22 protein-coding genes are annotated in these 23,087 nt (G+C 73.3%); 11 read left to right on the top strand and 11 right to left on the bottom strand.

Going from position 1 to position 23,087, the window contains the following annotated elements:
• Positions 1 to 17: 17 nt before the first annotated feature.
• Positions 18 to 929 (bottom strand): glutaminase, encoded by a 912-nt coding sequence (locus tag AB0D01_RS29500; RefSeq protein WP_363060504.1) that lies wholly within the window; start codon positions 927 to 929, stop codon positions 18 to 20.
• A 5-nt stretch (positions 930 to 934) separates the two neighbouring features.
• The gene (locus tag AB0D01_RS29495) at positions 935 to 1,627 is read right to left on the bottom strand and encodes a demethylmenaquinone methyltransferase (protein WP_363060502.1); all 693 of its coding nucleotides are present in this window, start codon (positions 1,625 to 1,627) and stop codon (positions 935 to 937) included.
• 226 nt (positions 1,628 to 1,853) lie between these two features.
• On the opposite strand from AB0D01_RS29495, the gene AB0D01_RS29490 reads away from it, so the two are divergent.
• On the top strand, positions 1,854 to 2,624 hold the full coding sequence (locus tag AB0D01_RS29490) for a DUF3152 domain-containing protein (RefSeq protein WP_363060500.1): 771 nt from the start codon (positions 1,854 to 1,856) through the stop codon (positions 2,622 to 2,624).
• A 5-nt stretch (positions 2,625 to 2,629) separates the two neighbouring features.
• On the opposite strand, the gene AB0D01_RS29485 is transcribed toward AB0D01_RS29490, so the two are convergent.
• From AB0D01_RS29485 to AB0D01_RS29470, 4 genes are all read right to left on the bottom strand, one after another.
• Complete coding sequence (locus AB0D01_RS29485; RefSeq protein WP_363060498.1) at positions 2,630 to 3,274, bottom strand: hypothetical protein; 645 nt, start codon at positions 3,272 to 3,274, stop codon at positions 2,630 to 2,632.
• Between the two features lie 16 nt (positions 3,275 to 3,290).
• Positions 3,291 to 4,490: a cyclic dehypoxanthinyl futalosine synthase gene (mqnC, locus tag AB0D01_RS29480; protein WP_363060496.1), complete on the bottom strand. Its 1,200-nt coding sequence runs from the start codon at positions 4,488 to 4,490 to the stop codon at positions 3,291 to 3,293.
• 106 nt (positions 4,491 to 4,596) lie between these two features.
• Positions 4,597 to 6,438, bottom strand: coding sequence for a serine/threonine-protein kinase (locus AB0D01_RS29475; RefSeq protein ID WP_363060494.1), 1,842 nt, complete (start codon positions 6,436 to 6,438; stop codon positions 4,597 to 4,599).
• A gap of 280 nt (positions 6,439 to 6,718) precedes the next feature.
• Entirely contained in the window at positions 6,719 to 7,582 is an 864-nt protein-coding gene (locus AB0D01_RS29470; RefSeq protein WP_363060492.1) for a menaquinone biosynthesis protein, read from the bottom strand.
• A gap of 237 nt (positions 7,583 to 7,819) precedes the next feature.
• Between AB0D01_RS29470 and AB0D01_RS29465 the strand changes: the two genes are divergently transcribed.
• Complete coding sequence (locus AB0D01_RS29465; protein WP_007265804.1) at positions 7,820 to 8,023, top strand: cold-shock protein; 204 nt, start codon at positions 7,820 to 7,822, stop codon at positions 8,021 to 8,023.
• Positions 8,024 to 8,226: 203 nt separating this feature from the next.
• Here AB0D01_RS29465 and AB0D01_RS29460 read toward each other — a convergent pair whose 3' ends face one another.
• Positions 8,227 to 9,951 carry a hypothetical protein gene (locus tag AB0D01_RS29460; RefSeq protein WP_363060490.1) on the bottom strand — a complete coding sequence of 575 codons (1,725 nt, stop codon included), beginning with the start codon at positions 9,949 to 9,951 and terminating at the stop codon, positions 8,227 to 8,229.
• 289 nt (positions 9,952 to 10,240) lie between these two features.
• Between AB0D01_RS29460 and AB0D01_RS29455 the strand changes: the two genes are divergently transcribed.
• The 4 genes from AB0D01_RS29455 (at position 10,241) to AB0D01_RS29440 (ending at position 15,447) form a co-directional block, all read left to right on the top strand.
• On the top strand, positions 10,241 to 11,044 hold the full coding sequence (locus tag AB0D01_RS29455; RefSeq protein ID WP_363060488.1) for a thioredoxin domain-containing protein: 804 nt from the start codon (positions 10,241 to 10,243) through the stop codon (positions 11,042 to 11,044).
• A gap of 90 nt (positions 11,045 to 11,134) precedes the next feature.
• Complete coding sequence (locus tag AB0D01_RS29450) at positions 11,135 to 11,866, top strand: hypothetical protein (protein ID WP_363060486.1); 732 nt, start codon at positions 11,135 to 11,137, stop codon at positions 11,864 to 11,866.
• A 178-nt stretch (positions 11,867 to 12,044) separates the two neighbouring features.
• On the top strand, positions 12,045 to 12,830 hold the full coding sequence (locus AB0D01_RS29445; protein WP_363060484.1) for an SDR family oxidoreductase: 786 nt from the start codon (positions 12,045 to 12,047) through the stop codon (positions 12,828 to 12,830).
• Between the two features lie 40 nt (positions 12,831 to 12,870).
• A complete protein-coding gene (locus tag AB0D01_RS29440; protein WP_363060482.1) occupies positions 12,871 to 15,447 on the top strand; it encodes a bifunctional FO biosynthesis protein CofGH in 2,577 nt (858 codons plus the stop codon).
• Between the two features lie 68 nt (positions 15,448 to 15,515).
• On the opposite strand, the gene AB0D01_RS29435 is transcribed toward AB0D01_RS29440, so the two are convergent.
• Positions 15,516 to 16,577, bottom strand: coding sequence for a tyrosine-protein phosphatase (locus AB0D01_RS29435; protein ID WP_363060480.1), 1,062 nt, complete (start codon positions 16,575 to 16,577; stop codon positions 15,516 to 15,518).
• A gap of 606 nt (positions 16,578 to 17,183) precedes the next feature.
• Between AB0D01_RS29435 and AB0D01_RS29430 the strand changes: the two genes are divergently transcribed.
• Complete coding sequence (locus AB0D01_RS29430) at positions 17,184 to 18,299, top strand: ADP-ribosylglycohydrolase family protein (protein WP_363060579.1); 1,116 nt, start codon at positions 17,184 to 17,186, stop codon at positions 18,297 to 18,299.
• 138 nt (positions 18,300 to 18,437) lie between these two features.
• On the opposite strand, the gene AB0D01_RS29425 is transcribed toward AB0D01_RS29430, so the two are convergent.
• On the bottom strand, positions 18,438 to 19,187 hold the full coding sequence (locus tag AB0D01_RS29425; RefSeq protein ID WP_363060478.1) for a hypothetical protein: 750 nt from the start codon (positions 19,185 to 19,187) through the stop codon (positions 18,438 to 18,440).
• A gap of 86 nt (positions 19,188 to 19,273) precedes the next feature.
• Here AB0D01_RS29425 and AB0D01_RS29420 point away from each other — a divergent pair, with 86 nt between their 5' ends.
• Positions 19,274 to 20,134, top strand: coding sequence for a TIGR03619 family F420-dependent LLM class oxidoreductase (locus AB0D01_RS29420; protein ID WP_363060476.1), 861 nt, complete (start codon positions 19,274 to 19,276; stop codon positions 20,132 to 20,134).
• A 125-nt stretch (positions 20,135 to 20,259) separates the two neighbouring features.
• Positions 20,260 to 20,724 carry a hypothetical protein gene (locus AB0D01_RS29415; RefSeq protein ID WP_363060475.1) on the top strand — a complete coding sequence of 155 codons (465 nt, stop codon included), beginning with the start codon at positions 20,260 to 20,262 and terminating at the stop codon, positions 20,722 to 20,724.
• A gap of 4 nt (positions 20,725 to 20,728) precedes the next feature.
• Here the strand turns inward: AB0D01_RS29415 and AB0D01_RS29410 are convergent, their stop codons facing one another.
• Positions 20,729 to 21,178 (bottom strand): ATP-binding protein, encoded by a 450-nt coding sequence (locus tag AB0D01_RS29410; protein WP_363060473.1) that lies wholly within the window; start codon positions 21,176 to 21,178, stop codon positions 20,729 to 20,731.
• A gap of 127 nt (positions 21,179 to 21,305) precedes the next feature.
• Between AB0D01_RS29410 and AB0D01_RS29405 the strand changes: the two genes are divergently transcribed.
• Both AB0D01_RS29405 and AB0D01_RS29400 read left to right on the top strand, forming a co-directional pair.
• Positions 21,306 to 22,151: a helix-turn-helix transcriptional regulator gene (locus AB0D01_RS29405; protein ID WP_363060471.1), complete on the top strand. Its 846-nt coding sequence runs from the start codon at positions 21,306 to 21,308 to the stop codon at positions 22,149 to 22,151.
• A complete protein-coding gene (locus tag AB0D01_RS29400; protein ID WP_363060469.1) occupies positions 22,148 to 22,390 on the top strand; it encodes a DUF397 domain-containing protein in 243 nt (80 codons plus the stop codon). Before AB0D01_RS29405 ends, AB0D01_RS29400 begins: the two co-directional genes overlap by 4 nt.
• Positions 22,391 to 22,398: 8 nt before the next feature.
• On the opposite strand, the gene AB0D01_RS29395 is transcribed toward AB0D01_RS29400, so the two are convergent.
• Positions 22,399 to 22,737 carry a hypothetical protein gene (locus AB0D01_RS29395; RefSeq protein ID WP_363060467.1) on the bottom strand — a complete coding sequence of 113 codons (339 nt, stop codon included), beginning with the start codon at positions 22,735 to 22,737 and terminating at the stop codon, positions 22,399 to 22,401.
• Between the last annotated feature and the right edge of the window lie 350 nt (positions 22,738 to 23,087).

Here is a 23,087-nt window from a genome sequence, read left to right as displayed (position 1 = left end):
GCGGAAGCGGTCGAGGGTCAGAACACGCTGAGGCCCGTCAGGGTCGTGAAGCGGTCCAGGGCCGCGACGCCGGCGACCGAGTTGCCGCGGGAGTCGAGGCCCGGGCTCCACACGGCGAGGGTGCAGCGGCCCGGGACGACCGCGACGATGCCGCCGCCGACGCCGCTCTTGCCCGGCAGGCCCACCCGGTAGGCGAACTCACCCGCCGCGTCGTACGTCCCGCAGGTCAGCATCACCGCGTTGATCTGCTTCGCCTCGCTGCGCGTCAGCAGCCGCGAACCGTCGGCGCGCAGCCCGTGCCGGGCCAGGAAGCCGGCGGCGAGGGCCATGTCGGCGCAGCTCATCTCGATGGAGCACTGCCAGAAGTAGTGGTCCAGCAGCGCCGGTACGGGGTTGTCCATGTTCCCGTAGGAGGCCATGAAGTGCGCGACGGCCGCGTTGCGGTCGCCGTGCTCGTGCTCCGAGGCGGCCACCTCCGCGTCGAAGGCGATCTCCGGGTTGCCGCTCTCCTGCCGCAGGAACTCCAGGAGTTCGCTGCTCGCGTCACCCGTGAGGGTCTGGAGCCGGTCGGTGACGACGAGCGCCCCCGCGTTGATGAACGGGTTGCGGGGGATGCCGTTCTCGTACTCCAACTGCACCAGCGAGTTGAAGGGGTTGCCGGACGGCTCCCGCCCCACCCGCTCCCACAGGCTGTCGCCGCCCTCGGCCAGCGCGAGGGCCAGCGCGAAGACCTTGGTGACGGACTGCGCGGAGAAGGGGACCCGCCAGTCCCCGATCCCGTGGACGTTGCCGTCGAGGTCCGCGATGGCCATCCCGAACCGGTTCGGGTCCACCGACGCCAGGGCCGGGATGTACTCGGCGGGCGTGCCGCTGCCCACCAACGGGGCGATGTCGGCGGCTATCCGCTCCAGCAGGGCTGCGTACTCCACGACGGTTACGCCTTGAAGCCCCGGTGCAGCGCGACGATGCCGCCGCTGAGGTCGCGCCAGGCGACCTTCGACCATCCGGCCTTCCCCAGCAGCGCCGCGAGCGCCGGCTGGTTCGGCCACTCGCGGATGGACTCGGCGAGGTAGACGTACGCGTCGGGGTTGGAGGACACCGCGCGGGCGACCGGGGGCAGCGCCCGCATCAGGTACTCGGTGTACACGGTACGGAACGGCGCCCAGGTGGGCTGCGAGAACTCGCAGATGACGACCTTGCCGCCGGGCTTCGTCACCCGGTACAGCTCGCGCAGCGCGGCGTCGGTGTCCTGGACGTTGCGCAGGCCGAAGGAGATGGTCACGGCGTCGAAGACGTCGTCCTTGAACGGCAGCCGCGTCGCGTCGCCGGCGGTCAGCGGCAGCCACGGGTTGCGCTTCTTGCCCTCGCGGAGCATGCCGAGGGAGAAGTCGCAGGGGACGACGTAGGCACCGGTCGCGGCGAAGGGCAGCGAGGACGTCGCGGTCCCGGCGGCCAGGTCGAGGACCTTCTGGCCGGGGCGGGCGTCGACCGCCTTGGCGACCTCCTTGCGCCACACCCGGTCCTGGCCGAGGGACAGGACGTCGTTGGTGAGGTCGTAGTTCGCGGCGACCCTGTCGAACATGGAGGCTACTTCGTGCGGCTGCTTGTCCAGGGAAGCCCTAGTCACTGGCGTCGGCCCCTCGGTGTGCGGTTCGGCAGATACGGAAGCCATCCTCTCAGGCCGCCGCCACGGCGCCACGCGGCCCCTGCCGGTACCCCGACCGGCGGCCGGACGGCCACCCGGACCGCCGTCCCGGCCGCCGGCCGACCCGCCGCCGGGGCTCGACGCGTGTCACCCGCCGAACGGGTGACCCGCCGGGCACACTGGGGGCACGACCTGAGGGGGGTCCGCGATGCCGGCCGGTCAGTACCACAGCGCCCGACGGGCCGAGCGACGCCGCAGGCTGCGTCGTACGGTCCTGTGCTCGACGGGGTTACTCGTGTTCGCGGTCGTCGTCTGGCAACGCGGCGGCGAGGACCCGCCCGCCGACGCCGCGCCCCCCGCGCCGCCCCCGGCCGCCGCGGCGCCCTCCCCGGCCGCCTCCCCGGCCGGCGGCGCGTCCCCCGGCGCCCCCGGCTTCGCCGCCTCCACCACCGCCGGACGGGCCCGCGGCCAGGGGCCCGCGCTGACCTGGCGGGTGGAGGTGGAGCGGGGCAGCGGCGTCGACCCCGACGGGGCGGCACGTGACATCGAGGCGATCCTCGGCGACCGCCGAGGCTGGATCCGCGACCCCGCGAACGGGTTCCGACTGGCCGGGCCGGGCGAGCCCGTCGACTTCACGGTGAAGATCGCCACGCCGGCGACCACCGACCGGCTGTGCGAGGTGGTCACGCCCGAACTGGTCGGGGAGACCAACTGCCGGGTGGGCCACACCGTCGTGGTGAACCTCAAGCGCTGGCAGGAGGGATCGCCGCAGTTCCGCGGCCCCGTCAGGGAGTACCGGGCGCTGATCGTCAACCACGAGGTCGGGCACGAACTGGGCCACGCGCACGAGGGCTGCCCCGGCCCCGGCCGGCCGGCTCCCGCGATGATGCAGCAGATCAAGGGCCTGCACGGCTGCACCGCCAACGCCTGGCCGTACGCGGCCGACGGCACCTACCTCTCCGGCCCGCCGCTGCCCTGAGCGGTTCAGCGCCGGCGGTGCAGCAGCCGTCCGGAGATCACCGTGGCCACGCAGGTGCTCGCCCCGCGCTCCATCAGCTCCGCCTCGTCGGCCACGGCGAACACCGCGAACCGGGCCGCCGCCCCCGCCTCCAGCACCCCGTGGAAGGCCTGCCCGGCCGACTCCCGCCCGGCGAGCGGATCCAGGGACGCCTCGCCCTCGTAGGGGGCCGGCGGCACCACGGCCAGGCCCGAGCGGACCACCGCCGTGCGCACCGACCCGATCGTGAAGCGCCCGGCCACCGCGACCACCCCGCGCGCGAGCAGCTTCTGCGTGCCGCGCCGCGCGCTGTGGCCCCAGCGGGCCTCGGTCATCTTCAGGGCCTCCAGCTCGCGGGCCCCGGTGATCGGGTCGCCGCCCAGCTCGGTGACCTCGTACGGGTCGTCCGGGTAGTACGTGCGCTCCAGCAGCGCGTCGGCCCCGCGCGCCAGCAGTCCCGGGGTCAGCACCCCGGGCCAGCGGCGGACCCGGGCGTGCGGGGCTTCCGCGCCCAGCTCCTCGTACGGGCCGGCGCGGAGGATCCGCTCGCCGTCGACCAGGACGGCGCCGCCCGCCAGCGGCGTCGATCCGGGGCCGGTGACGAGCAGGTCGGCGGTGTGCAGCGTCAGCATCGGGGACGGTCCGGGGTCAGTTCGTGGAGATGAGCTTCAGCTCGGGGTGGGCCGTGCCGCCCTCGATGGCGGTGGAGGAGATGTGCGAGACCACCCGCTCGTCGACCGGGTCGTTCGCCGGGTCCTCGTGGACCAGCAGGTGTTCGTACGTCGTCGCGCGCTGCGCGGGGACGCGGCCGGCCTTGCGGATCAGGTCGATGATCTCCTGGCGGTTGGAGCGGTGCTTGGCACCGGCCGAGGAGACCACGTTCTCCTCCAGCATGATCGAGCCGAGGTCGTCGGCGCCGTAGTGCAGGGAGAGCTGACCGGCCTCCTTGCCGACGGTCAGCCAGGAGCCCTGGATGTGCGCGATGTTGTCGAGGAACAGGCGCGCGATGGCGATCATGCGCAGGTACTCGAAGATCGTCGCCTGGGTGCGGCCCTTGAGGTGGTTGTTCTCCGGCTGGTACGTGTACGGGATGAAGGCGCGGAAGCCGCCGGTGCGGTCCTGCGTGTCCCGGATCATCGCGATGTGCTCGATGCGCTCGGCGTTGGTCTCGCCGGTGCCCATCAGCATGGTGGAGGTGGACTCCACGCCGAGCCGGTGGGCGATCTCCATGATCTCCAGCCAGCGCTCGCCGGACTCCTTCAGCGGGGCGATGGCCTTGCGGGGGCGCTCCGGCAGGAGTTCGGCGCCGGCGCCCGCGAAGGAGTCGAGGCCGGCCGCGTGGATGCGGCGGATGGCCTCCTCCGCGTCGACGCCGGAGATGCGGGCCATGTGGTCGACCTCGGAGGCGCCCAGCGAGTGGATGACCAGCTGCGGGAACGCCTTCTTGATCGCGGAGAAGTGCTCCTCGTAGTACTCCACCCCGTAGTCGGGGTGGTGCCCGCCCTGGAACATGATCTGCGTGCCGCCCAGCTCGACGGTCTCCGCGCAGCGGCGCAGGATGTCGTCGAGGTCGCGGGACCAGCCCTTCTTGGTGTCCTTGGGGGCCGCGTAGAAGGCGCAGAAACGGCACGCCGTGACGCACACGTTGGTGTAGTTGATGTTGCGCTCGATGATGTACGTCGCGATGTGCTCCGTACCCGCGTAGCGCAGGCGGCGCGCGGCGTCGGCGGCCTGGCCCAGCGCGTGCAGGGGGGCGTGCCGGTAGAGGTCGAGCGCCTCTTCCTTGGTGATCCGGCCCCCCGCGGCGGCACGGTCGAGGACAGACTGGAGAGCGGCCTGGTCGGTCACCGGTGCGTCACCTTTCGGCGGTGTGTCAAGGGTCCGGACCGATCCAGCCTACGCCAGGGCCGGTGCGCCTCGTTCAGGGGCCGGGGGCCGGGGTCAGGGGCCGGGGTCAGGGGCTGCGGGTGAGGTCGCCCTCCGGGTTGCCGGCCGGGACGTCCCCGGAGCGGTAGTGGAGGGTGCCGTCGGCGTTCAGGGTGAACCGTTCGTCGGCGGAACCGTTGGAGCACACGCCGGGGGCGGGGTTGGGGCCGCCCGAGGTGTCGAGGACCAGGGAGCGGTCGGTGGCGGAGGACAGCTTCCAGTCCCCGCTGCAATCGGTGCCGAGGATGGGCAGGACGGACTTGTCCCGGCCCACGACCTCGCCGACCCGGCCGGCCCGGATGGCGATCTCGAAGTCGCTCGCCACGCCCATGCGGGCGGTGGTGACCGTCCCCTTCCAGGTGCCGACGAGTTCCTTGGGCACGTCGGCGCGCGACCCCTTGGGCGGGCTCGCAGAGGCTCCGGGGCTCGCCGACGCTCCCGGGCTCGGTGATGCGCCCGGACTCGACGAACCGCCCGGACTCGACGGCGCCGAGGCCGCCGGTCGCGGGCCGGCCGAGGATTCGCCGGAGGTGTCCGCGCCCGACGCCGCGTCCTTGCGGGCGCCCTGACCCGGCAACAGGTCCAGCCCGTACAACCCGGCGGACAGCGCCGTGAGCACCGCCGCCGCGCCGAGCACGAGGGTGCAGCTGAAGCGTCGCCCGGCCGCGCTGAGGGTGACCCGCCGCCCCTCGGGTGCGCCGCGCGGGCCCGGCACGGCGCCGGAAGCGGAACCCGGAGCGGAGCCCGGGCCGGAGCCGGAGCCGGCCGTCTCCGTCGGGGCGCCGTACACGCCGCCCGGGGGGCCGTACGGGCCCGCGGGGGTGCCGGAGGCCGGGTAGGGGGTGCCGGCCGGGCCCCCGTAGGAAGGGTCGGGCGTACCGAAGCCGACGCCGACCGGGCCGCCGAGGGAGGCCGCCGTGAACGGAACCGGCCCGGAGGGGGCCTCACCGCCCGCCGCGGGCCCCGCCGCGTCCGCCTCCGCCTCCGCGTCGAGGTCGAGCAGGGCCACCGCCGCCCGGCTGATCTCCTCCACCACCGGCGCCGGGAGCAGGCCCGAGAACCCCGCCGCCTCGCCCAGGGCCTCCGCGAGCTCCCCCGGCGTCGGACGGGCGCCCGCCTCCTTGGCCAGGCAGGCCCCGATCAGCTCGCGCAGCGTCCCCGCCGGCAGCCCGTCCAGCTCCGGCGGCTCGTGCACCACCTTGTAGAGGAGGGTCGCGGAGTTGTCCCCGCTGAAGGGGGGCCGGCCGGTGGCCGCGAAGGCCAGGACCGCGCCGAGGGAGAACACGTCCGAGGCGCCGGTGACGCCCTTGCCGAGGATCTGCTCCGGCGACATGTACCCGGGCGAACCGATGGAGACCCCGGTCGAGGTGAGGGAGGCGGTGCCGTCCGTGGCCCGCGCGATCCCGAAGTCGATCAGCCGGGGCCCGTCCAGGGACAGCATCACGTTCGACGGCTTCACGTCCCGGTGGACCAGGCCCAGCGCGTGCACCGCCACCAGCGCCCGGGCCAGGCCCGCGCCGATCGCCCGCGCGGACGCCTCGGGCAGCGGCCCGTGCCCGGCGACCGCCCCGCCCAGCGAGGGGCCGGCCACGTAGCCGGTCGCCACCCACGGCACGGCCGCCTCCGGGTCGGCGTCCAGCACCGGCGCGGTCCACTGCCCGCCGACGCGACGCGCGGCCTCGACCTCACGGCGGAAGCGGGCGCGGAACTCCCCGTCGGCGGCGAAGTGCGGGTGCACGACCTTGACGGCGACCGTCCGGCCGCCGGCGCTGCGCCCCAGATAGACCCGGCCCATGCCGCCGGCGCCGAGCCGGCCGAGCAGCCGGTACGCGCCGACGGTGCGCGGCTCACCCGCTTCGAGCGGCTGCATGACGTCCCCCGTCCCCGTCCCCGGGTCGTGGCGTCACCCGGACAGGCAGCACCTTAGGCGGTGCGCCCGGTCGGCCGGGAGGGATCACCCGTGCCGGTGACGGACACCGCCATGGTCATGGTCATGCCGGGCGCGGCCGGAAAGGGGAATGCGCGCTATCGATTGTGGGACGGGAACGCGAAAGGGGAACGAATTCCCGGGAAACGGGCGTATTCGGTTTCCGGGATGCGGAACGTCTCCCCGGATCCCCTTTACCGGAGGCCTTCCCGTATAAGTCGCGCTAATGATCGTGGGTGACGGCGTCGAGGAGCTCGACGGCGACATCGGCGGGGTAGCCGGTGCCCTCTCCGGTCCGGCGCGCGAATTCCCGGACACCGGCCAGTTGATCGGGTCCGAAGCGGAAGTCGAGGGTGGTGAAGTAGCGCTCCAGCAGCTCGGCGTCGAAGGCCTCCCAGCGGGCCGCCTGGTCGGCGACCTTGGCGACCTCCTCCAGGGAGACGTCCCGGGAGGCGAGGAAGGCCCGGTGGACCTCGCGGACGGTGGCGGGCTCGCGCTCCAGGTAGTCCTTGCGGGCGGCCCAGACGGCGAACACGAACGGGAGTCCGGTCCAGTCCTTCCACATCTGCCCGAGGTCGTGGACGGTGAGGCCGAGCCGGGGCGCGTCGTGCAGGGAGGCGCGCAGCGCGGCGTCGCCGATCAGCACCGCCGCGTCGGCCTCCTGCATCATCAGCCCCAGGTCAGGGGGGCAGGTGTAGTAGTCGGGGCTGACGCCGTACCGCTCGGCGAGGAGCAGCTGGGCGAGCCGGACCGAGGTGCGGGAGGTCGAGCCGAGGGCGACGCGGGCGCCGTCCAGGTGCTCCAGCGGCACCTGGGAGACGATCACGCAGGACATGACGGGGCCGTCGCAGCCGACCGCCAGGTCGGGGAAGGCGACGAGCTCGTCGGCGTTGCGGAGGAACTCCACCAGGGTGATGGGGGCGATGTCGAGGTCACCCCGCACGAGGCTCTCGCTCAGCTTCTCGGGGGTGTCCTTGGTCAGTTCCAGGTCCAGCAGGGTGCCGGTTCGGGCCAGCCCCCAGTAGAGGGGGAGGCAGTTCAGGAACTGGATGTGGCCGACTCGGGGCCGGCTGCGATAGACGTCCACATCGCGAGACTAGCCCCCACCTCTCCGTCAGCGATCAGGCAGGTCTCAAACGTCCGAGTGACGTGATCTTTCCCTCTGGTCTCGCCCCGAGGGTGCGTGCTAGGCTCGACGCAAGTTGCAGTTTGGTTTCCCTTGCAGTACGAGGCCTGCGGAGCATGTAACCCGCAGGCTTTTGTAGTTTTCAGACTTCTTAGCAGGTTCTGGAGCAGGGCGACCCTTTGGCCCATAGGAGGGCTCATGGCTACCGGAACCGTGAAGTGGTTCAACGCTGAAAAGGGCTTCGGCTTCATCGCCCAGGACGGCGGCGGCCCGGATGTCTTCGTCCACTACTCCGCGATCAACGCCTCTGGCTTCCGCTCCCTCGAGGAGAACCAGCAGGTCAACTTCGACGTCACGCAGGGTCCGAAGGGCCCGCAGGCGGAGAACGTCACCCCGGCCTAGTCGCCTGGCCGACCGGATCGCGGTTGGATTAGCAGTACCCAAGGAGCCCCGCCTCCTCCGTGCGAACGGAGAAGGTGGGGCTCCTGCCTTTGGGCCGGGCGGGAGCGTGCCGGGGGTCTCCCGGCCGCCGACGGGACGGAAACGGCCGCGGCCGGTCGCACGCTCGGTGCGACCGGCCGCGGCCGTTCGGGTCGGGCGGCGGGTCAGGCCCGCGGAGCCGCGATCTCGATCTTCACGATCGCCTGGTGCTTGTCGGCCGTGATCACGCGCAGGTGGTACGTGCCCGCGGGCACCTCCGCGGTGAGCAGGTCCGGCAGGGCGATCCGGCCGTCGGCCTTGGTCTTGGGCAGCTCCAGGGCGAACAGCTTCGCCTCGGCCGTGGCGCCCTTGAAGTACGGGCCCTTCGAGCTCTGGTCCACCAGGGCCCAGGTGCCCGGCCTGCCCGCGACCTCCTGGACCAGCTCGGCGCGGGCCTGTACGCCCGCCTCCGGCTTGTCGCCGCGGGCGGCCAGGAAGGTCAGGCCCTTGATCGGGGTGCCGCTCGTGGCCTCGACCGTCCCGGTGCCGTCCGTACGGGACAGCTCCACCGGCTTCTCCACCGGCTTGGCGGTGACCTTGCCGTTCAGCGCCAGCGTGAACTGGCCCTTGGTGTCGTAGGCCGTGGCCCGCAGGGTGAAGGTGCCCGCCTTGGGGCCGGCCTTCAGTCGGGGGGCGGTGGCGATGCCGTCGGCGTCGGTACGGATGACGACGCTCTTCTCGCTGCCGAAGACGAAGCCGGTGCCGTCCGTGCCGTCCTGCTCGATGGCCACCACGATGCGCTGGTCGGCGGCGGGCTTGCCGTCGCTGAGGACCGTCTTGAAGCGGACGCCCTCCGCGAACAGGCTGCCCGCCTCGGCCTCCAGGGTGACCTGGCCGTGCTGCTCCAGCTTGGCGAGCGTCGCGGGCGGCGGGGTGGGCTTAGTCGGCTCGGTCGGCTTGGTGGGCTCGGTCGGCTTGGTCGGCGTCGTGGGGTTCGTCGGGTTGGTCGGCGTGGTCGGCGTCGTGGGCGTCGTCGGCCGGGACGGGGTGACCGGCGTCGTCGGCGGCGTGTGGCGCGGCGGCTGCGGGGTGGGCAGCGACGGCGTGGGCGGAGTCGGGTAGTTGCCGACGGGCGGGTTCTCCACGCCGGTGGCGCCCTGCTGGTACTGGCGCATGTAGCCGAGGACCGTGTTCACGTACTCGCGCGAGGCGTTGTACGCGAGCAGGGCCTTGTCCAGGTCCGCCGGGAGGGTGAGGTCCTTGCCGCCCGAGCAGAGGTAGAGGCCGGTGCCCAGGGAGGCGTCGTAGATGTTGTTGGCGTCGCGCTTGCCGTCGCCGTTGCCGTCGGCCTTCCAGGTCGCCCAGGTCGTCGGGATGAACTGGAGGGGACCGAAGGCGCGGTCGAACTCGGTGTCGCCGTCGAACTCGCCCTTGTCGGTGTCGGTGATCCGGGCGAAGCCGTTGCCGTCGAGGCGCGGGCCGCGGATCAGCCTCTCCGTGTACCCGTCGGACTTGAGCCCGTAGCCGGAGGCGTGGACGGACTCGACCCTGCCGATGCCCGCGATCAGCTGCCAGGGCAGCTTGCAGCCGGGCAGGGCCGCGGCGACCGCCACCTCGGCGCGCTTGTACGCGTCCAGGGCGGTGGCGGGGATGCCGGAGGCGCTCTCGGTCGCCACGTTGCCGGCTCCGGCGGCGGGCGGGACCTGCGGGTCCGCGACGGCGGGCGGCACGTCGAGGCGGGCGTCGCCGCGGTCGACGGCCTGCGGGCTGTCGGGGGTCGGCTCGGCCTCTCCGGCGCCGGCGACCGGGGCGTTGGTCACGACGGCGGCGGTGGTCAGGCTGGCCGCGAGGGCGGCCGTGCACAGGACCTTGCGCGAGGTGTTGACTACATGACGGTGAAGCGGCTTCACAGTGCGGCGATCCCCCCAAGGCGGCCGGCGAAGGCGTCGGCTGGTCGAGCCGTGATTCTTCTGTCTATCAGGTATTCGCATACGACTCGCCGTCGCCCCCCGAGATATGACGCACCATTCGTCTCGGCTTCACCGGCCGGTGGCCCAAGACGTCCAACGCGAGGCCCCGCCCGGCGGGGCCGGCCCGCGCCGGGCCCTAAGTCCCGGACCGGCACGGGCCCTTGGACCCTGCCCGAAACACCCCAATGGCCCGGCCTGCCACTCCTCGTGGTTCTTTACCCTGGTATGCATGGCGAGTGGCAAGAAGGAACAGCGTCGTGAGGCCCGTGAGCGGCTCGTGGCGCGGCGCGAGGCCGATGCCCGGCGCGCGCGGTGGCGGGGGCGGCTGCTCGTGGGGGGCGCGCTCGTCGCCGTCCTCGGCATCGCGGTCGGCGTGGGCATGTACGCCTCGAAGTCGGCGGGTTCGGGTCCGAGCGAGGCGGCCGGCAAGCCGTTCGTACGGCCGGCGCACACGAGCGGCACGGACGGGGTGGTCGTCCCGTACGGCGGGGCCGGGGCGAAGGACGTGGTCTCGGTGTGGCTGGATCCGCGCTGTCCGTTCTGCGCGGGCGTGGAGACGGGACTCGGCGGGACCTTCAAGGAGCGGGCGGACGCGGGGGCGTACCGGGTCGAGTACCACTTCGCGACCTTCCTCGACGGCTCGCTCGGCGGCAAGGGGTCCAAGCGGGCCCTGAACGCGCTGGGCGCGGCGGTGAACGAGAGCCCGGAGAAGTTCATGGACTACCTCCAGGTGCTCTACCGCAACCACCCCCCGAAGGAGACGGACGACCGGTTCGGTTCGACGAGCACCCTGCTGGAGCTCGCGGACCGGGTGCCGGGACTGCGGAGCCCCGCCTTCGACCGGGCGGTCGAGGAGCTCACGTACATGCCGTGGGTGGACAAGGTCTCGCGGGCCTTCGAGGGCAGCGGGAAGAAGGGCACCCCGGTCGTCGAGATCAACGGCAAGGAGGTGAACGTCCTGACGGGCAGGGGCCTCGACACCGTCACCCCGGAGGCGTTCGACCGGCTGGTCGCGGAGAATCGCCGGCAGTGAGCATGTCATGGCCGGCTGGTACGTTCGGCCGTCCGAGCGCGCCGGTGGCCGAAATCCGGTGCGCGCAGACGCCGAAGGCACCACCACCCCATGACCCACACCCCGCCGCCCGGCCCGGACGCGAGCAACCCCTACGCGAGTTCCGCGGGCACCCCGCCGCAGGCCCCGTACGGCCAGGCCCCGCACGGGGCCAACCCGTACGGACAGAACCCGTACGGCCAGGCCCCCCAGCAGCAGGCCCCGTACGGTGCGAACCCCTACGGCCAGGCCCCGCAGCCGCAGGCCCCGCAGGGCCAGAACCCGTACGGCCAGGCCCCGCAGGGCCAGGCCCCGTACCCGCCGCAGGGGCAGCAGCACCCGCAGAGCCCCTACACACAGTCCCCGCAGCCCGGGTTCGCGGGCGCGCCCGCCCACCCCGGCGGGCACGGCTCCGGCTGCGTCGCCTGCGGGTCCCCGCACACGGTGGACATGTCGGTGCGGGCCCACGTCGGCGTACTGATCATGATGCGCTTCCTGCACCGGAAGGGCCCGTTCTGCCGCACCTGCGGTCGGGCCATGGTCCGGGCGATGACCACGAAGACCCTGTGCCAGGGTTGGTGGAGCCCCGTCTCCCTGGTGATCTTCACGCCGTTCACGCTGATCTGGAACCTGATCGCGGCCATCAGGTTCTCCAAGCTGCCGCCCTCAGAGCCCGCGCCGGGGCGACGGACGCTGGACGAGGGCCCGCCGGTCCACTCGCGCCCGTTCGCCTACGTCGCGATCGTGCCGCTGCTCTGGGCGGTGTGGGTCGTCAGCAACATCATCGCGGACGTCTCCTCGTGAACCGGTGAGCCGGTGAGCCCGTAGGCCGGTGGGCCGGCAGGCCGGAACCGAGCCCCGGGGCGGGGTCGGCCCCCACCCTCCCCGCCCCGAAGCCCCGAAGCCCCGGCGCCCTTCACAAGCCCGCTCCGCGCCCCTACCCTGACGGCCCGTCAGATCTCTGGGTCGCCAGGAGGCGCACATGCTGCTGCGAGGCAAGACCGTCATCGTCTCCGGGGTCGGGGCCGGACTCGGGCACCAGGTGGCCGCGGCCGTGGTCCGCGACGGCGGCAACGCCGTCCTCGGGGCCCGCACCGAGGCCAACCTCGCCAAGTCCGCCGCCGAGATCGACCCCGACGGCACCCACACCGCCCACCGCCCGACCGACATCACCGACGAGGACCAGTGCCGGGCCCTGGTGGAGCTGGCCCGCGAGCGCTTCGGCGGCGTGGACGCCGTCGTGCACGTCGCCGCCTGGGACTCGCACTTCGGCGGCCTCCAGGACGCCGACTTCGGCACCTGGCAACAGATCCTCGACGTCAACCTGCTCGGCACCCTGCGCATGACCCGCGCCTGCCTGCCCGCGTTCAAGGAGGCCGGCGGCGGCTCCGTCGTCATCATCGGCACCCAGTCCGCCGTGGCCTCGCCCAACGAGGTCCAGCAGGCCGCCTACGCCGCCTCCAAGGGCGCCCTGACCTCCGCCATGTACTCCATGGCCCGCGAACTGGGCCCGCACCGCATCCGCGTCAACACCGTGCTCCCCGGCTGGATGTGGGGCCCGCCCGTGCAGGCCTTCGTCACGTTCACCGCCCACACCGAGGGCGTCCCCGAGGCCGAGGTCCACGCCCGCCTCACCGAGCGGATGGCCCTGCCCGACCTGGCCACCGACGGGGACGTCGCCGACGCCGTCGCCTTCCTCGCCAGCGACCGGGCGCGGGCGATAACCGGCCAGTCGCTGCTGGTCAACGCCGGTGAGCTGATGCGATGACGCCCTCCGCGCCGCGTCGAGCGGATCGTATGCTCGCCCCATGACCACTACCGGTGACGCTCCGACCGACAACGCGATGCGCCGAGCGCTCCGGCGCGCCCGCGACGGCGTCGCGCTGGACACGGCCGAGGCGGCCGTCCTGCTCCAGGCGCGCGGCGAGGCCCTGGAGGACCTCCGCGCCTCCGCCGCCCGCGTCAGGGACTCCGGGCTCGCCGCCGCGGGGCGGCCCGGAGTCATCACGTACTCGCGGAAGGTCTTCATCCCCCTCACCCGGCTGTGCCGCGACCGGTGCCACTACTGCACCTTCGTGACCGTCCCCGGCAAGCTCCGCAAGGCCGGCCACGGGATGTACCTCTCCCCCGACGAGGTCCTCGACATCGCGCGCGCCGGCGCCGCGATGGGCTGCAAGGAGGCCCTGTTCACCCTCGGCGACCGGCCCGAGGACCGCTGGCCCGAGGCCCGGGAGTGGTTGGACGCGCACGGCTACGACGACACCCTGGCCTACGTACGGGCCATGGCGATCCGCGTCCTGGAGGAGACGGGCCTGCTGCCCCACCTCAACCCCGGGGTGATGTCCTGGTCCGAGCTCCAGCGCCTGAAGCCCGTCGCACCCTCCATGGGCATGATGCTGGAGACGACCGCCGTCCGTCTGTGGTCCGAGCCCGGCGGCCCCCACCACGGCTCCCCCGACAAGGACCCCGCCGTGCGGCTGCGGGTCCTGGAGGACGCGGGCCGCTCCAACGTGCCCTTCACCACCGGCGTCCTCATCGGCATCGGGGAGACCTACGAGGAGCGCGCCGAGGCCTTCTTCGAGCTGCGCCGCATCCAGCGCAGCTACCACGGGCTCCAGGAGTTCATCGTCCAGAACTTCCGGGCCAAGCCCGACACCGCCATGCGCGGCATGCCCGACGCGGAGCTGGAGGAGCTGGCCGCCGCCATCGCGGTGGCCCGGCACGTCCTCGGCCCCGCCGCCCGCATCCAGGCCCCGCCGAACCTGGTGGACGCCGAGTACGCCCTGCTGATCGGCGCCGGCATCGACGACTGGGGCGGCGTCTCGCCGCTGACCCCGGACCACGTCAACCCGGAGCGCCCCTGGCCGCACATCGAGGAGCTGGCCGCGCGCACCGCCGCCGCCGGCTTCGAGCTGCGCGAACGCCTCACCATCTACCCCGAGTTCCTCCAGCGCGGCGAACCCTGGCTGGATCCCCGCCTGCTGCCGCACGTACGGGCGCTGGCCGATCCGCTGACCGGCCTGGCCGACGAGGCGGCGACGGTGGAGGGCCGGCCGTGGCAGGAGCCCGACGAGGGCTTCGCCGCGTACGGGCGCACCGATCTGCACACCGCCATCGACACCGAGGGCCGTACCGGCGACCGCCGCGAGGACTTCGACCACGTCTACGGCGACTGGGAGGCCCTGCGGGAGGCCGCCGCCCCCGGGATGGTGCCGCAGCGCATCGACACGGACGTACGGGCCGCCCTCGCGCAGGCGGCCGACGACCCGACGCGGCTCACCGACGACCAGGCCCTCGCCCTGCTGCACGCGGACGGCCCGGCGCTGGACGCCCTGTGCCGGATCGCGGACGAGCTGCGCAGGTCGGTGGTGGGCGACGAGGTCACGTACGTCGTCACCAGGAACATCAACTTCACCAACGTCTGCTACACCGGCTGCCGTTTCTGCGCCTTCGCGCAGCGCCGCACCGACGCCGACGCGTACACGCTCTCCCTGGACCAGGTCGCGGACCGCGCGGCCCAGGCCTGGGACGTGGGCGCGGTGGAGGTGTGCATGCAGGGCGGCATCCACCCGGACCTGCCCGGGACCGCCTACTTCGACATCGCGCGGGCCGTGAAGGAGCGCGTCCCGGGGATGCACGTGCACGCCTTCTCCCCGATGGAGGTCGTCAACGGCGCCACCCGTACGGGCCTGTCGGTGCGGGAGTGGCTGAGCGCCGCCAAGGAGGCCGGGCTGGACTCCATCCCGGGGACGGCGGCGGAGATCCTCGACGACGAGGTGCGCTGGGTCCTGACGAAGGGCAAGCTGCCGACGGCGGACTGGATCGACGTGATCACCACCGCGCACGAGCTGGGCATCCGCTCCTCGTCCACGATGATGTACGGGCACGTGGACCAGCCCCGGCACTGGCTGGGCCACTTCCGCACCCTGGCCCGCATCCAGGAACGGACGGGTGGTTTCACGGAGTTCGTGACGCTGCCCTTCATCCACACGAACGCGCCCGTGTACCTGGCGGGCATCGCCCGGCCGGGCCCGACGGTGCGCGACAACCGGGCGGTGACGGCGATGGCCCGACTGCTGCTGCACCCGCACATCACCAACATCCAGACCAGCTGGGTGAAGCTGGGCGCGGAGGGCGCGGCCGAAATGCTGCGGTCGGGCGCCAACGACCTGGGCGGCACGCTGATGGAGGAGACCATCTCGCGGATGGCCGGTTCGAGCTACGGCTCGTACAAGTCGGTGCGGGACCTGGTCGCGGTCGCGGAGGCCGCCGGGCGGCCCGCGAAGCCCCGTACGACGCTGTACGGGGAGGTTCCGGCGGAGCGGCAGGAGGCGGCGCGCGCCTCGGACGGGCACCTGCCGGCGCTGCTGCCGGTACTGGACTGACGCGGACCCGGCCGCCACGCGCCGCGCGGCGGCCGGTCGGGGGGCGGTCGGGGGGCGGTCGGTCGGGGTCAGCCGACCAGGAGGTCCTTCTTGAGCCGCGCCAGCTCGTGGGCGTCGATGCCGAGGCCGTTCCTCAGGTAGCGGTCGAAGGAGCCGTAACGGGCCTCGACCTCGGCGTAGCCGGCGTTGAGGTACTCGGGGCGGACGTCGAGCAGCGGCTTGTAGACGGCGGCCTGCGGGGCGGGCAGGTGGGAGAGGATCGCGTCGTTCGCGGCCTTGCGGTAGTCGTTGCTGGCCAGGTAGTCGGCCATCACCGTCTCCTGCGGGACGCCGAGGGCGGTCAGCAGGGTGGCGCCGGCCCAGCCCGTGCGGTCCTTGCCGGCGGTGCAGTGGAAGAGGACGGAGCGGGCGCGGTCGTTCTCGATGCCCTCGAAGACCTGGGTGTAGGCCTTCTTGCCGCCCTCGCCGGAGACCATCGCCCTCTCGGCGTCGATCATGGCCTTGACGGCCTCGTCGGGGGTCTTGGGGAGGGTCTGGAAGGAGCCGGAGCCGGCGAAGACGTCGGCGACGACGTGGCGGGCGCCGGCCGGCACCCGGTCGGCGTCCTTGGTGCGCTCGTCCTGCGTGCGCAGGTCGAAGACCGTCTTGACGCTCAGGCGCCGGAGCTTGGCGAGGTCGTTCGCGGTCAGCTTGTTCAGGGCGTCGGAGCGGTAGACCTCGCCCATCTTGACCCACTTGCCGTCGGTGGTGCGGTAGCCGCCGGCGTCGCGGAAGTTGGCGGTTCCCTCCAGCGTGATCAGGCGGTCCGCGAGGCGCAGGCCCCGGCCGCGGTCGGCCTGGAAGTCGAACCACTGGCGGTCGGCGGCGGGCAGCCCCGTGACGACGGCCCGGCCCTGGGCGCCGCCCTTGGCGACGACCTTGCCGTTCGCCTTGATCGCGACGTGGCGGGTGCCCCGGGCGTTCCACCGCAGGGTGTAGGAGCCGTCGGCGCCGGCGGTGACCGTGGCCTCGGTGAAGGGGATGGCGGAGCGGCCCTGGTGGGCGTCGGAGGCGGTGGCGGCGGGGGCGACGACCAGGGAGGCGGTGAGCGCGGAGGCGACGGCGGTCGCGGCGAGGAGAGCCTTCTTCATGCCCTTGAGGCTGTGGGCGCCCGGAGAACGGGACGTGAACGTCGTGTGGCCGAAACCGGCCCCATGGAAGGCGAGTGGCAAAACGTGCCATCGGCCGGATGCGCGGCCGAAACCGTTCGGGATCCGGCCGTTCTCCGGTCAGTTACGGGCGCGGTGACCGACGCCTTCCGGATTTGACCGATGTCGTCCATTACAGTGCGCCAGAGCCTGGGGGGAAACGACATGGACACGACGACCAGAACGACCGCGGCCACGGACGCCGGCGCGTCGACCACACCGACGGCGGGCACGACACCGCCCGCGACACCCGAGCCGCCGCATGGCACGCCCCCGACCGAAACCCCGGCCCACGGCATCCCGGCGCAGGGGGCCCCGGCCCACGGCATCCCCGCGCAAGGCGCCCAGGCACAGGTGACCCCGGCCCACGGCATCCCGGCCCAGGCGACGCCGGCCCACGGCATCCCGACGCAGGGCGCCCCCGCCCACGGCATCCCCGCGCAGGCGATGCCGGCGGCCGGCGCCGCCCGCGGCGTCCCCGCGCAGGCGAGGCCCGCCCACGCCACGCCGGCCCACGGTGTGGCCGCCGCGCGGCCCGCGCCCGGCGGGGTGGCCACCGCCCTGTGGGGCCGCGCCGAACAGCAGGACTTCCGCAGCCGGGTCCGCGGCACCCTCCTCGGCTCCGCCGTCGGCGACGCCCTCGGCGCCCCCGTCGCCGGCCTCACCCTGGACGCCATCCGCCAGGCCCACGGCCCGGCCGGCCTCACCGAACCCGCCGCCCCCTCCCCCGGCCGCCCGGCCACCGTCACGGCCGCCACGCAGCTCACCCTGTTCACCGTCGACGGCCTCATACGGGCCCACGTACGCCGCGACACCGGCGCCTGGCACCCGCCGACCGACGTGCACCGCGCGTACCGCCGCTGGGCCGCGACCCAGTCCGACTGGGGCCCCGACGAGCGCCGCGCCGACAACGGCTGGCTCGCCCGGGAGGAGTGGCTCTACGCCCGCCGCGCCCCCGAACGCTCCTGCCTGACCGGCTTCGCCGACGACACCCTGGGCACCCTCGACCAGCCGAAGAACCCCACCGCCCGGGACGCCGCCGCCACCGTCCGCTCGGCCCCGTTCGGGCTCCTCGTCGGCTGGGAACCGGGCCTCGTCCTGCAACTCGCCGTCGAATGCGCCGCCCAGAGCCACGGCCACCCCGACGCCCTCCTGTCCGCCGGCGCCCTCGCCGTGATCGTCCACGGCCTCGTCCGGGGCGAATCCCTGAACGCCGCCGTCCAGCGCGCCCTCGGCCTCCTCGGGGCCCGCCCCGGGCACCAGCCGGTGACCGACGCCCTCCAGCGCGCCTTGGCCGCCGTCACCCGCGGCGCCCCCGGCCCCGACTCCATCGAGACCCTGACGACCGGCGACGGCCGCGGCGCCGCCGACACCCTCTCCATCGCCCTCTACTGCGCCCTGGTCGCGCAGGACATGACGCACGGGCTGCGGCTCGCCGTCAACCACGGCGGCGACTCCAGCGCCACCGGCGCCCTGTGCGGGGCCCTGCTCGGCGCCCTGCACGGCGAGACCGCCCTGCCCGCCGGCTGGCTGACCGGGACCGAGGGCCGCGCCACCCTCCTCGAACTCTCCGACGACTTCGCGCTGGAGCTGACCCAGGGCCCCACCCTCCACGGCCCGAAGGGCTCCGCCCCCGGCTGGCTCGCCCGCTACCCCCGGGGCTGATCCGCCCCGCCCCCTGCGGCGACGGCAACACGCGGCTACCATGCGGGGAACCTCTTTCGAGGGGATCTGCACAGGCCGGCGGGGTTTGTCCACCGCCCCCGGGCGGCGGTCTTCGGACCGGGGCCCCGCCGGCCGCGCTCAGCCCTGCGGCCTGGGCCGGATCCACAACGCCTCGGCGTAGGCGCACAGCTCCCCCTCGGCCGTCGCCAGGGCCGTACCCACCCGGCACTTGCGGCCCTCCGAGCCGAGCAGCCAGGCGTACGAGACCAGCCCGCCGGAAGCCGGCACCGGCCGCAACAGCCGCCCCGTCAGCGAGGCCGTGACCGCGCCCGCCGGCCCCCCGTCCAGCAGCCGACCCGCCGCGTTCCCCGGACAGTCCAGCGCCCCCCACACCAGCTCCGGCGGCAACACCCTGTCCACCCCGAGCAGTTCGGGCCCCGGCCGCCAGGCCGCCGCGACCAGGTCCCGCCCCGGGACCAGGCCGCAGTGCAACCGCAGCCCCGTCGCCGGGGTGCGCTCCAGCCCGCAGCCGAAGCAGCCCGCCTCACCACCCGGCGGGTCCGCCCGGTAGGCGTCGGCGGCCTTCGACGCCTCCGCCCAGGACGGCGGGTCCGGCACCTCCCCGGCGGGGACGGGCGCCGCCGTCGCGGAGGCGAGCAGCAGCCCCTCCCCGTCGAACAGCTCCGCTCCCCCGTCCGCGCCGGCCGCGATCCGCACCGCCACGCCCGTCGGCACCGGCCGCCGGAAGTCCACCCGTACGGCCCCCGGGACCGCCGGCGCCCCGGTCCGGGCGGCCAACAGGCCCGCGACGTAACCGCCGAAGGCCACCCCCGGGTAGCCGTGCAGCCGCTCCGCGACCGTGATCGTGCTCGTCTCCATGCCGTTCATGCCGCCCACCCCATCACACGCCCCTGCCCACTTCACGCGGAACGCTCTACCTTGGCCTCCCCCACCACGCGGAGGTGCCCTCGACCATGCGGATCGCCACGACCGTCTTCCTCACGGACCGCACCGTCTCCCCCACCCGACTGGCCCACCACCTGGAGGAACGCGGCTTCGCCGCCCTCTACCTCCCCGAACACACCCACATCCCGATCAGCCGCGTCACCCCGGCCCCCACCGGCGGCGAACTCCCCGAACGCTACGGCCGCACCCTCGACCCCTTCGTCGGCCTCGCCCAGGCCGCCGCCGTCACCGAACGCCTGCGCCTGGGCACCGGCGTCACCCTCGTCGCCCAGCACGACCCCATCGGCCTCGCCAAGCAGGTCGCCACCCTCGACCACCTCAGCGGCGGCCGACTGACCCTCGGCATCGGGTACGGCTGGAACGTCGAGGAAGCCGCCGACCACGGCGTCTCCTGGCCCACCCGCCGCGACCGCGTCCGCGACCACATGGCCCTGATGCGCGCCCTGTGGGCACCCGACCCCACCGCCCACGAGGGCCCGTACGGCTCCGTCCAGGCCAGCCACGCCCACCCCAAGCCGGTCCAGCCCCCGCGCGAACTCACCCCCGGACGACCCCTGTACGGTCCGCGCACCCTCATCGGCGGCGCGGCCGGCCCCAAGCTGTTCGCCGCCATCGCCGACCACGCCGACGGCTGGCTCCCCATCGGCGGCGGAGGCCTCACCGAGACCCTGCCGGTGCTGCGCGCCGCCTGGGAGGACGCCGGACGCGACCCGAAGACCCTCCGCGTGGTCCCGTACGCCGTCCAGCCCAACCCCGGCAAGCTCGCCCACTACGCCGACCTGGGCATCGAGGAGGTCGTCCTCCAACTCCCCTCGGCCCGCGAGGCGGAGATCCTGCGGGTGCTCGACGACTTCGCCCAGTACCTCTAGGACAGCCGGCCGGGGAACCGGAAGGGTGCCCGCACGCGTGTCTGAAGGTGCGCCAGGCGACCTGTGGGACAGGTACGTTGGCGCACTCTCGACCGCCCGCATTCCTTCCCTTGGGAGACCTTCCCGTGCTCTACCACCAGCGCCTCGCCGTCGCCGCCGCCACCGGGGTCGTCGCCACCCTGACCCTGACCGCCTGCGGCAGCGACCCGGCCCCGGCCACGGCGGACAAGAAGCCGTCCCCCGCCGCCTCCGCCCCGGCCGCGGGCACCACCCCCGACGCAGGCGGCGCCGCGGGCAGCCTGGACGGCGGCTGGATCGCGATGGCCAAGCCGGGCCAGGGCGTCGTCCTCACCGTCAAGGGCCAGATGGCGTTCGTCGTCGAGGCCGCCACCGGCCAGACCTGCGAGGGCACCACCAACGGCAAGACCTTCGACCTGAAGTGCCCGCCCGGCGCCACCCGCTCGAAGGGCAAGGTCGACTCCGCCGACGCCAACACCCTGAAGGTCACCTGGGAGGGCGCCGCCGGCACCGACACCTTCCAGAAGAGCGACGGCAAGCTCCCCTCCCTGCCGCCGCTGCCGAAGTCGTAACGGATCACCCACGGTCCGGGCGGGGAACGCGGCGCGCGCCGATCTCCGCCCAGACCGTCTTGCCGACGACCCGGTCCACCACGCCCCAGTCGGACGCCAGACCGTCCACCAACCTCAGCCCGTAGCCGGACTCCGCCCCGTACGCGTGCGGTCGCACGACGGGCCGCCGCTCACGGCGCGCGTCGGACACCTCCACGCGCACGACCCCGCCCAGCAGCGTCAGCCGCAGCTCGAAGTCCCGCCCGGGAAGCCGCCCGTGCGCCACGGCGTTGGCGGCCAGCTCGGCGATGACCAACCCGGCGCCGTCGGCCTGCTCCGTCCCCTCCGCCACGCCCCAGTCGTGCAGCTCCACGAGGGCCAACTGCCGCGCGAGCCGAGCCCCGCGCGGGGTACTGCTGAAACGCTGAGTGAACACGCGTACGAGGCCGCGATGGGAACTGCGAGAGGTGGTCATGGACCGAAAATCCCCTGCGACAAGGGAAGTTCCCAGCACCTCGACTACTACCTTCGATCTGTAGCAGCCGACTCTCTGGACAGGCGCGGTCACCGAACGTGAGCATTGCTTCGGGGAGGTGACCGTGATGACGGCGGACGACGACAGCAGCGGCGGCAAGGGCGACAAGGCGGAACCCGATGCCGACCTGAAGAACTTCGGCGAGACCGTCAAGGCCTGCCGGAAACGCGCCGGCCTGACGCAGGAACAACTGCATCCGCTGGTCGGGTACTCGGTTCAGTACGTGGCCTCGGTGGAGCAGGGCCGCCGACACCCGTCGGTGAAGTTCGTGAACAAGGCGGAGGAGGTCCTGGACGCGTTCGGGGTGATCCAGATCGCGGCGCGGCAGCTCGACCGCAGGCGCGGGCTGGCGAAGTGGTTCCGGCGCTGGGCCGAGCTGGAAGAGACTGCGGTCGCGCTCAACACCTACGAGTGCAGGGTGGTGCCTGGGCTGCTCCAGACGGAGGCCTACGCACGAACCCTGATCGAGAACGTGCCGCCCATGCCAACGGCCCAAGAGGCCGAGGACCGCATCGCGCGACGCCTGGAGCGGCAGAAACTGCTGACCCGCACGCCCTACACGTCCTTCAGCTTCATCATCGAACAACCGGTGATCGAGCGGCAGACGGGCGGACCGGAAGTGACGCGCCAGCTGATCGACCATCTGCTGGCATGTGCCCGACTGCCGAACGTGGACATCCAGATCATGCCGTCGGTGAGCCCCGAGCACGCGGGTACCGACGGCCCCTTCCAACTGCTCGAATCCCATGAGCACGAGTGGTTCGGCTACAGCGAGGGCCAACAGACCGGCCGGGTCATCTCCGACCCGAAAGAGGTCAGCTTGTTCCACCAGCGGTATGCCAAACTTCGCATCCAGGCTCTCAATCCTGCGGACAGCGTGGGCCTGTTGATGCGAATGCGAGGTTCCCTGTGAACAGCTCCCAGCTCCGGTGGTTCAAGAGCAGCTACAGCGGCAGCCAGGGCGACAGCTGCGTCGAGGTCGCCCTCTCCTGGCACAAGTCCAGCTACAGCAGCGGCGACGGTGACAACTGCGTCGAGGTGGCGGCCTGCGCCGACACCGTGCACGTCCGGGACTCGAAGCTCGACGCGAGCCCCGAGCTGGCGGTGAGCCCCGCCGGCTGGACGACCTTCCTCGGCAGCGTCACCGCCTAGCGCCGCCCCTACGGGGGCGGTACGGGGCCGGGGGCCGGCACGCCCGGGGCCGGACGCCAAAAACGCCCGTCAGGCAGGGCCTGACGGGCGCCGAGGAAGTAGTCCGCGTCACGCTCGAACCGGACCCCCGGGACGGCGCTCCGCACCCGCGTCCAGATGCCCGGCGCGACGCGGTACTCGCCGGCCACCATCCACGGATCGTCGCCGAGCGCGAAGAGGTGACGTATCTCCAAGTACTGGTCACGGGACAGCGAGACGGACTCCACCAGCTCCTCGTCCGGACCACCGAAGCCGGTCAGATCCCAGACGAGGTTGTAGCCGTCGGCGAATGGATAGTCGCTGCTCATCGACGCCACGCTAGGCGGGGCCCTCCCGGCCCGCACCTGCTTTTACGGGTGGCTCGGGGGTGGGGCGGCGTCCCCTGGGGCGGGGTCGGGTGAGTGTCGGGGGTTTCCCGCCAGTCCACTGTCCTTCCGTGCCGTGGCGGTCCCTCAAGGGCGCTCACTTCGTTCGCGTCGCTTCGCGATGGCCTTCGGCCACCCTTGACCGACCGCCCCGTCCCGGAATGCCAAAGACTGTCGGGAACCCCGCGAAGGAACGGGAGGGGGGACAGTTGCCCATACGGCCTTGTCATGGATGCGACGGCTCTGACTCCGATGCGGGGAGGGCCCGCCACCCGCACGACCACCCAAGCCCC

This window comes from Streptomyces sp. NPDC048606, from assembly GCF_040650855.1.
Lineage (GTDB): Bacteria > Actinomycetota > Actinomycetes > Streptomycetales > Streptomycetaceae > Streptomyces.
Note: the sequence above shows the minus strand (reverse complement) of the source record. Positions and strands in the feature narration are given on the sequence as shown.

Coding starts and splice junctions, on each gene's coding strand:
- AB0D01_RS29490 (WP_363060500.1), top strand. CDS start 1,854: ATGCCGGCCGGTCAGTACCACAGCGCCCGACGGGCCGAGCGACGCCGC.
- AB0D01_RS29485 (WP_363060498.1), bottom strand. CDS start 3,274: ATGCTGACGCTGCACACCGCCGACCTGCTCGTCACCGGCCCCGGATCG.
- AB0D01_RS29475 (WP_363060494.1), bottom strand. CDS start 6,438: ATGCAGCCGCTCGAAGCGGGTGAGCCGCGCACCGTCGGCGCGTACCGG.
- AB0D01_RS29465 (WP_007265804.1), top strand. CDS start 7,820: ATGGCTACCGGAACCGTGAAGTGGTTCAACGCTGAAAAGGGCTTCGGC.
- AB0D01_RS29455 (WP_363060488.1), top strand. CDS start 10,241: ATGGCGAGTGGCAAGAAGGAACAGCGTCGTGAGGCCCGTGAGCGGCTC.
- AB0D01_RS29450 (WP_363060486.1), top strand. CDS start 11,135: ATGACCCACACCCCGCCGCCCGGCCCGGACGCGAGCAACCCCTACGCG.
- AB0D01_RS29445 (WP_363060484.1), top strand. CDS start 12,045: ATGCTGCTGCGAGGCAAGACCGTCATCGTCTCCGGGGTCGGGGCCGGA.
- AB0D01_RS29440 (WP_363060482.1), top strand. CDS start 12,871: ATGACCACTACCGGTGACGCTCCGACCGACAACGCGATGCGCCGAGCG.
- AB0D01_RS29435 (WP_363060480.1), bottom strand. CDS start 16,577: ATGAAGAAGGCTCTCCTCGCCGCGACCGCCGTCGCCTCCGCGCTCACC.
- AB0D01_RS29425 (WP_363060478.1), bottom strand. CDS start 19,187: ATGAACGGCATGGAGACGAGCACGATCACGGTCGCGGAGCGGCTGCAC.
- AB0D01_RS29420 (WP_363060476.1), top strand. CDS start 19,274: ATGCGGATCGCCACGACCGTCTTCCTCACGGACCGCACCGTCTCCCCC.
- AB0D01_RS29410 (WP_363060473.1), bottom strand. CDS start 21,178: ATGACCACCTCTCGCAGTTCCCATCGCGGCCTCGTACGCGTGTTCACT.
- AB0D01_RS29405 (WP_363060471.1), top strand. CDS start 21,306: ATGACGGCGGACGACGACAGCAGCGGCGGCAAGGGCGACAAGGCGGAA.
- AB0D01_RS29395 (WP_363060467.1), bottom strand. CDS start 22,737: ATGAGCAGCGACTATCCATTCGCCGACGGCTACAACCTCGTCTGGGAT.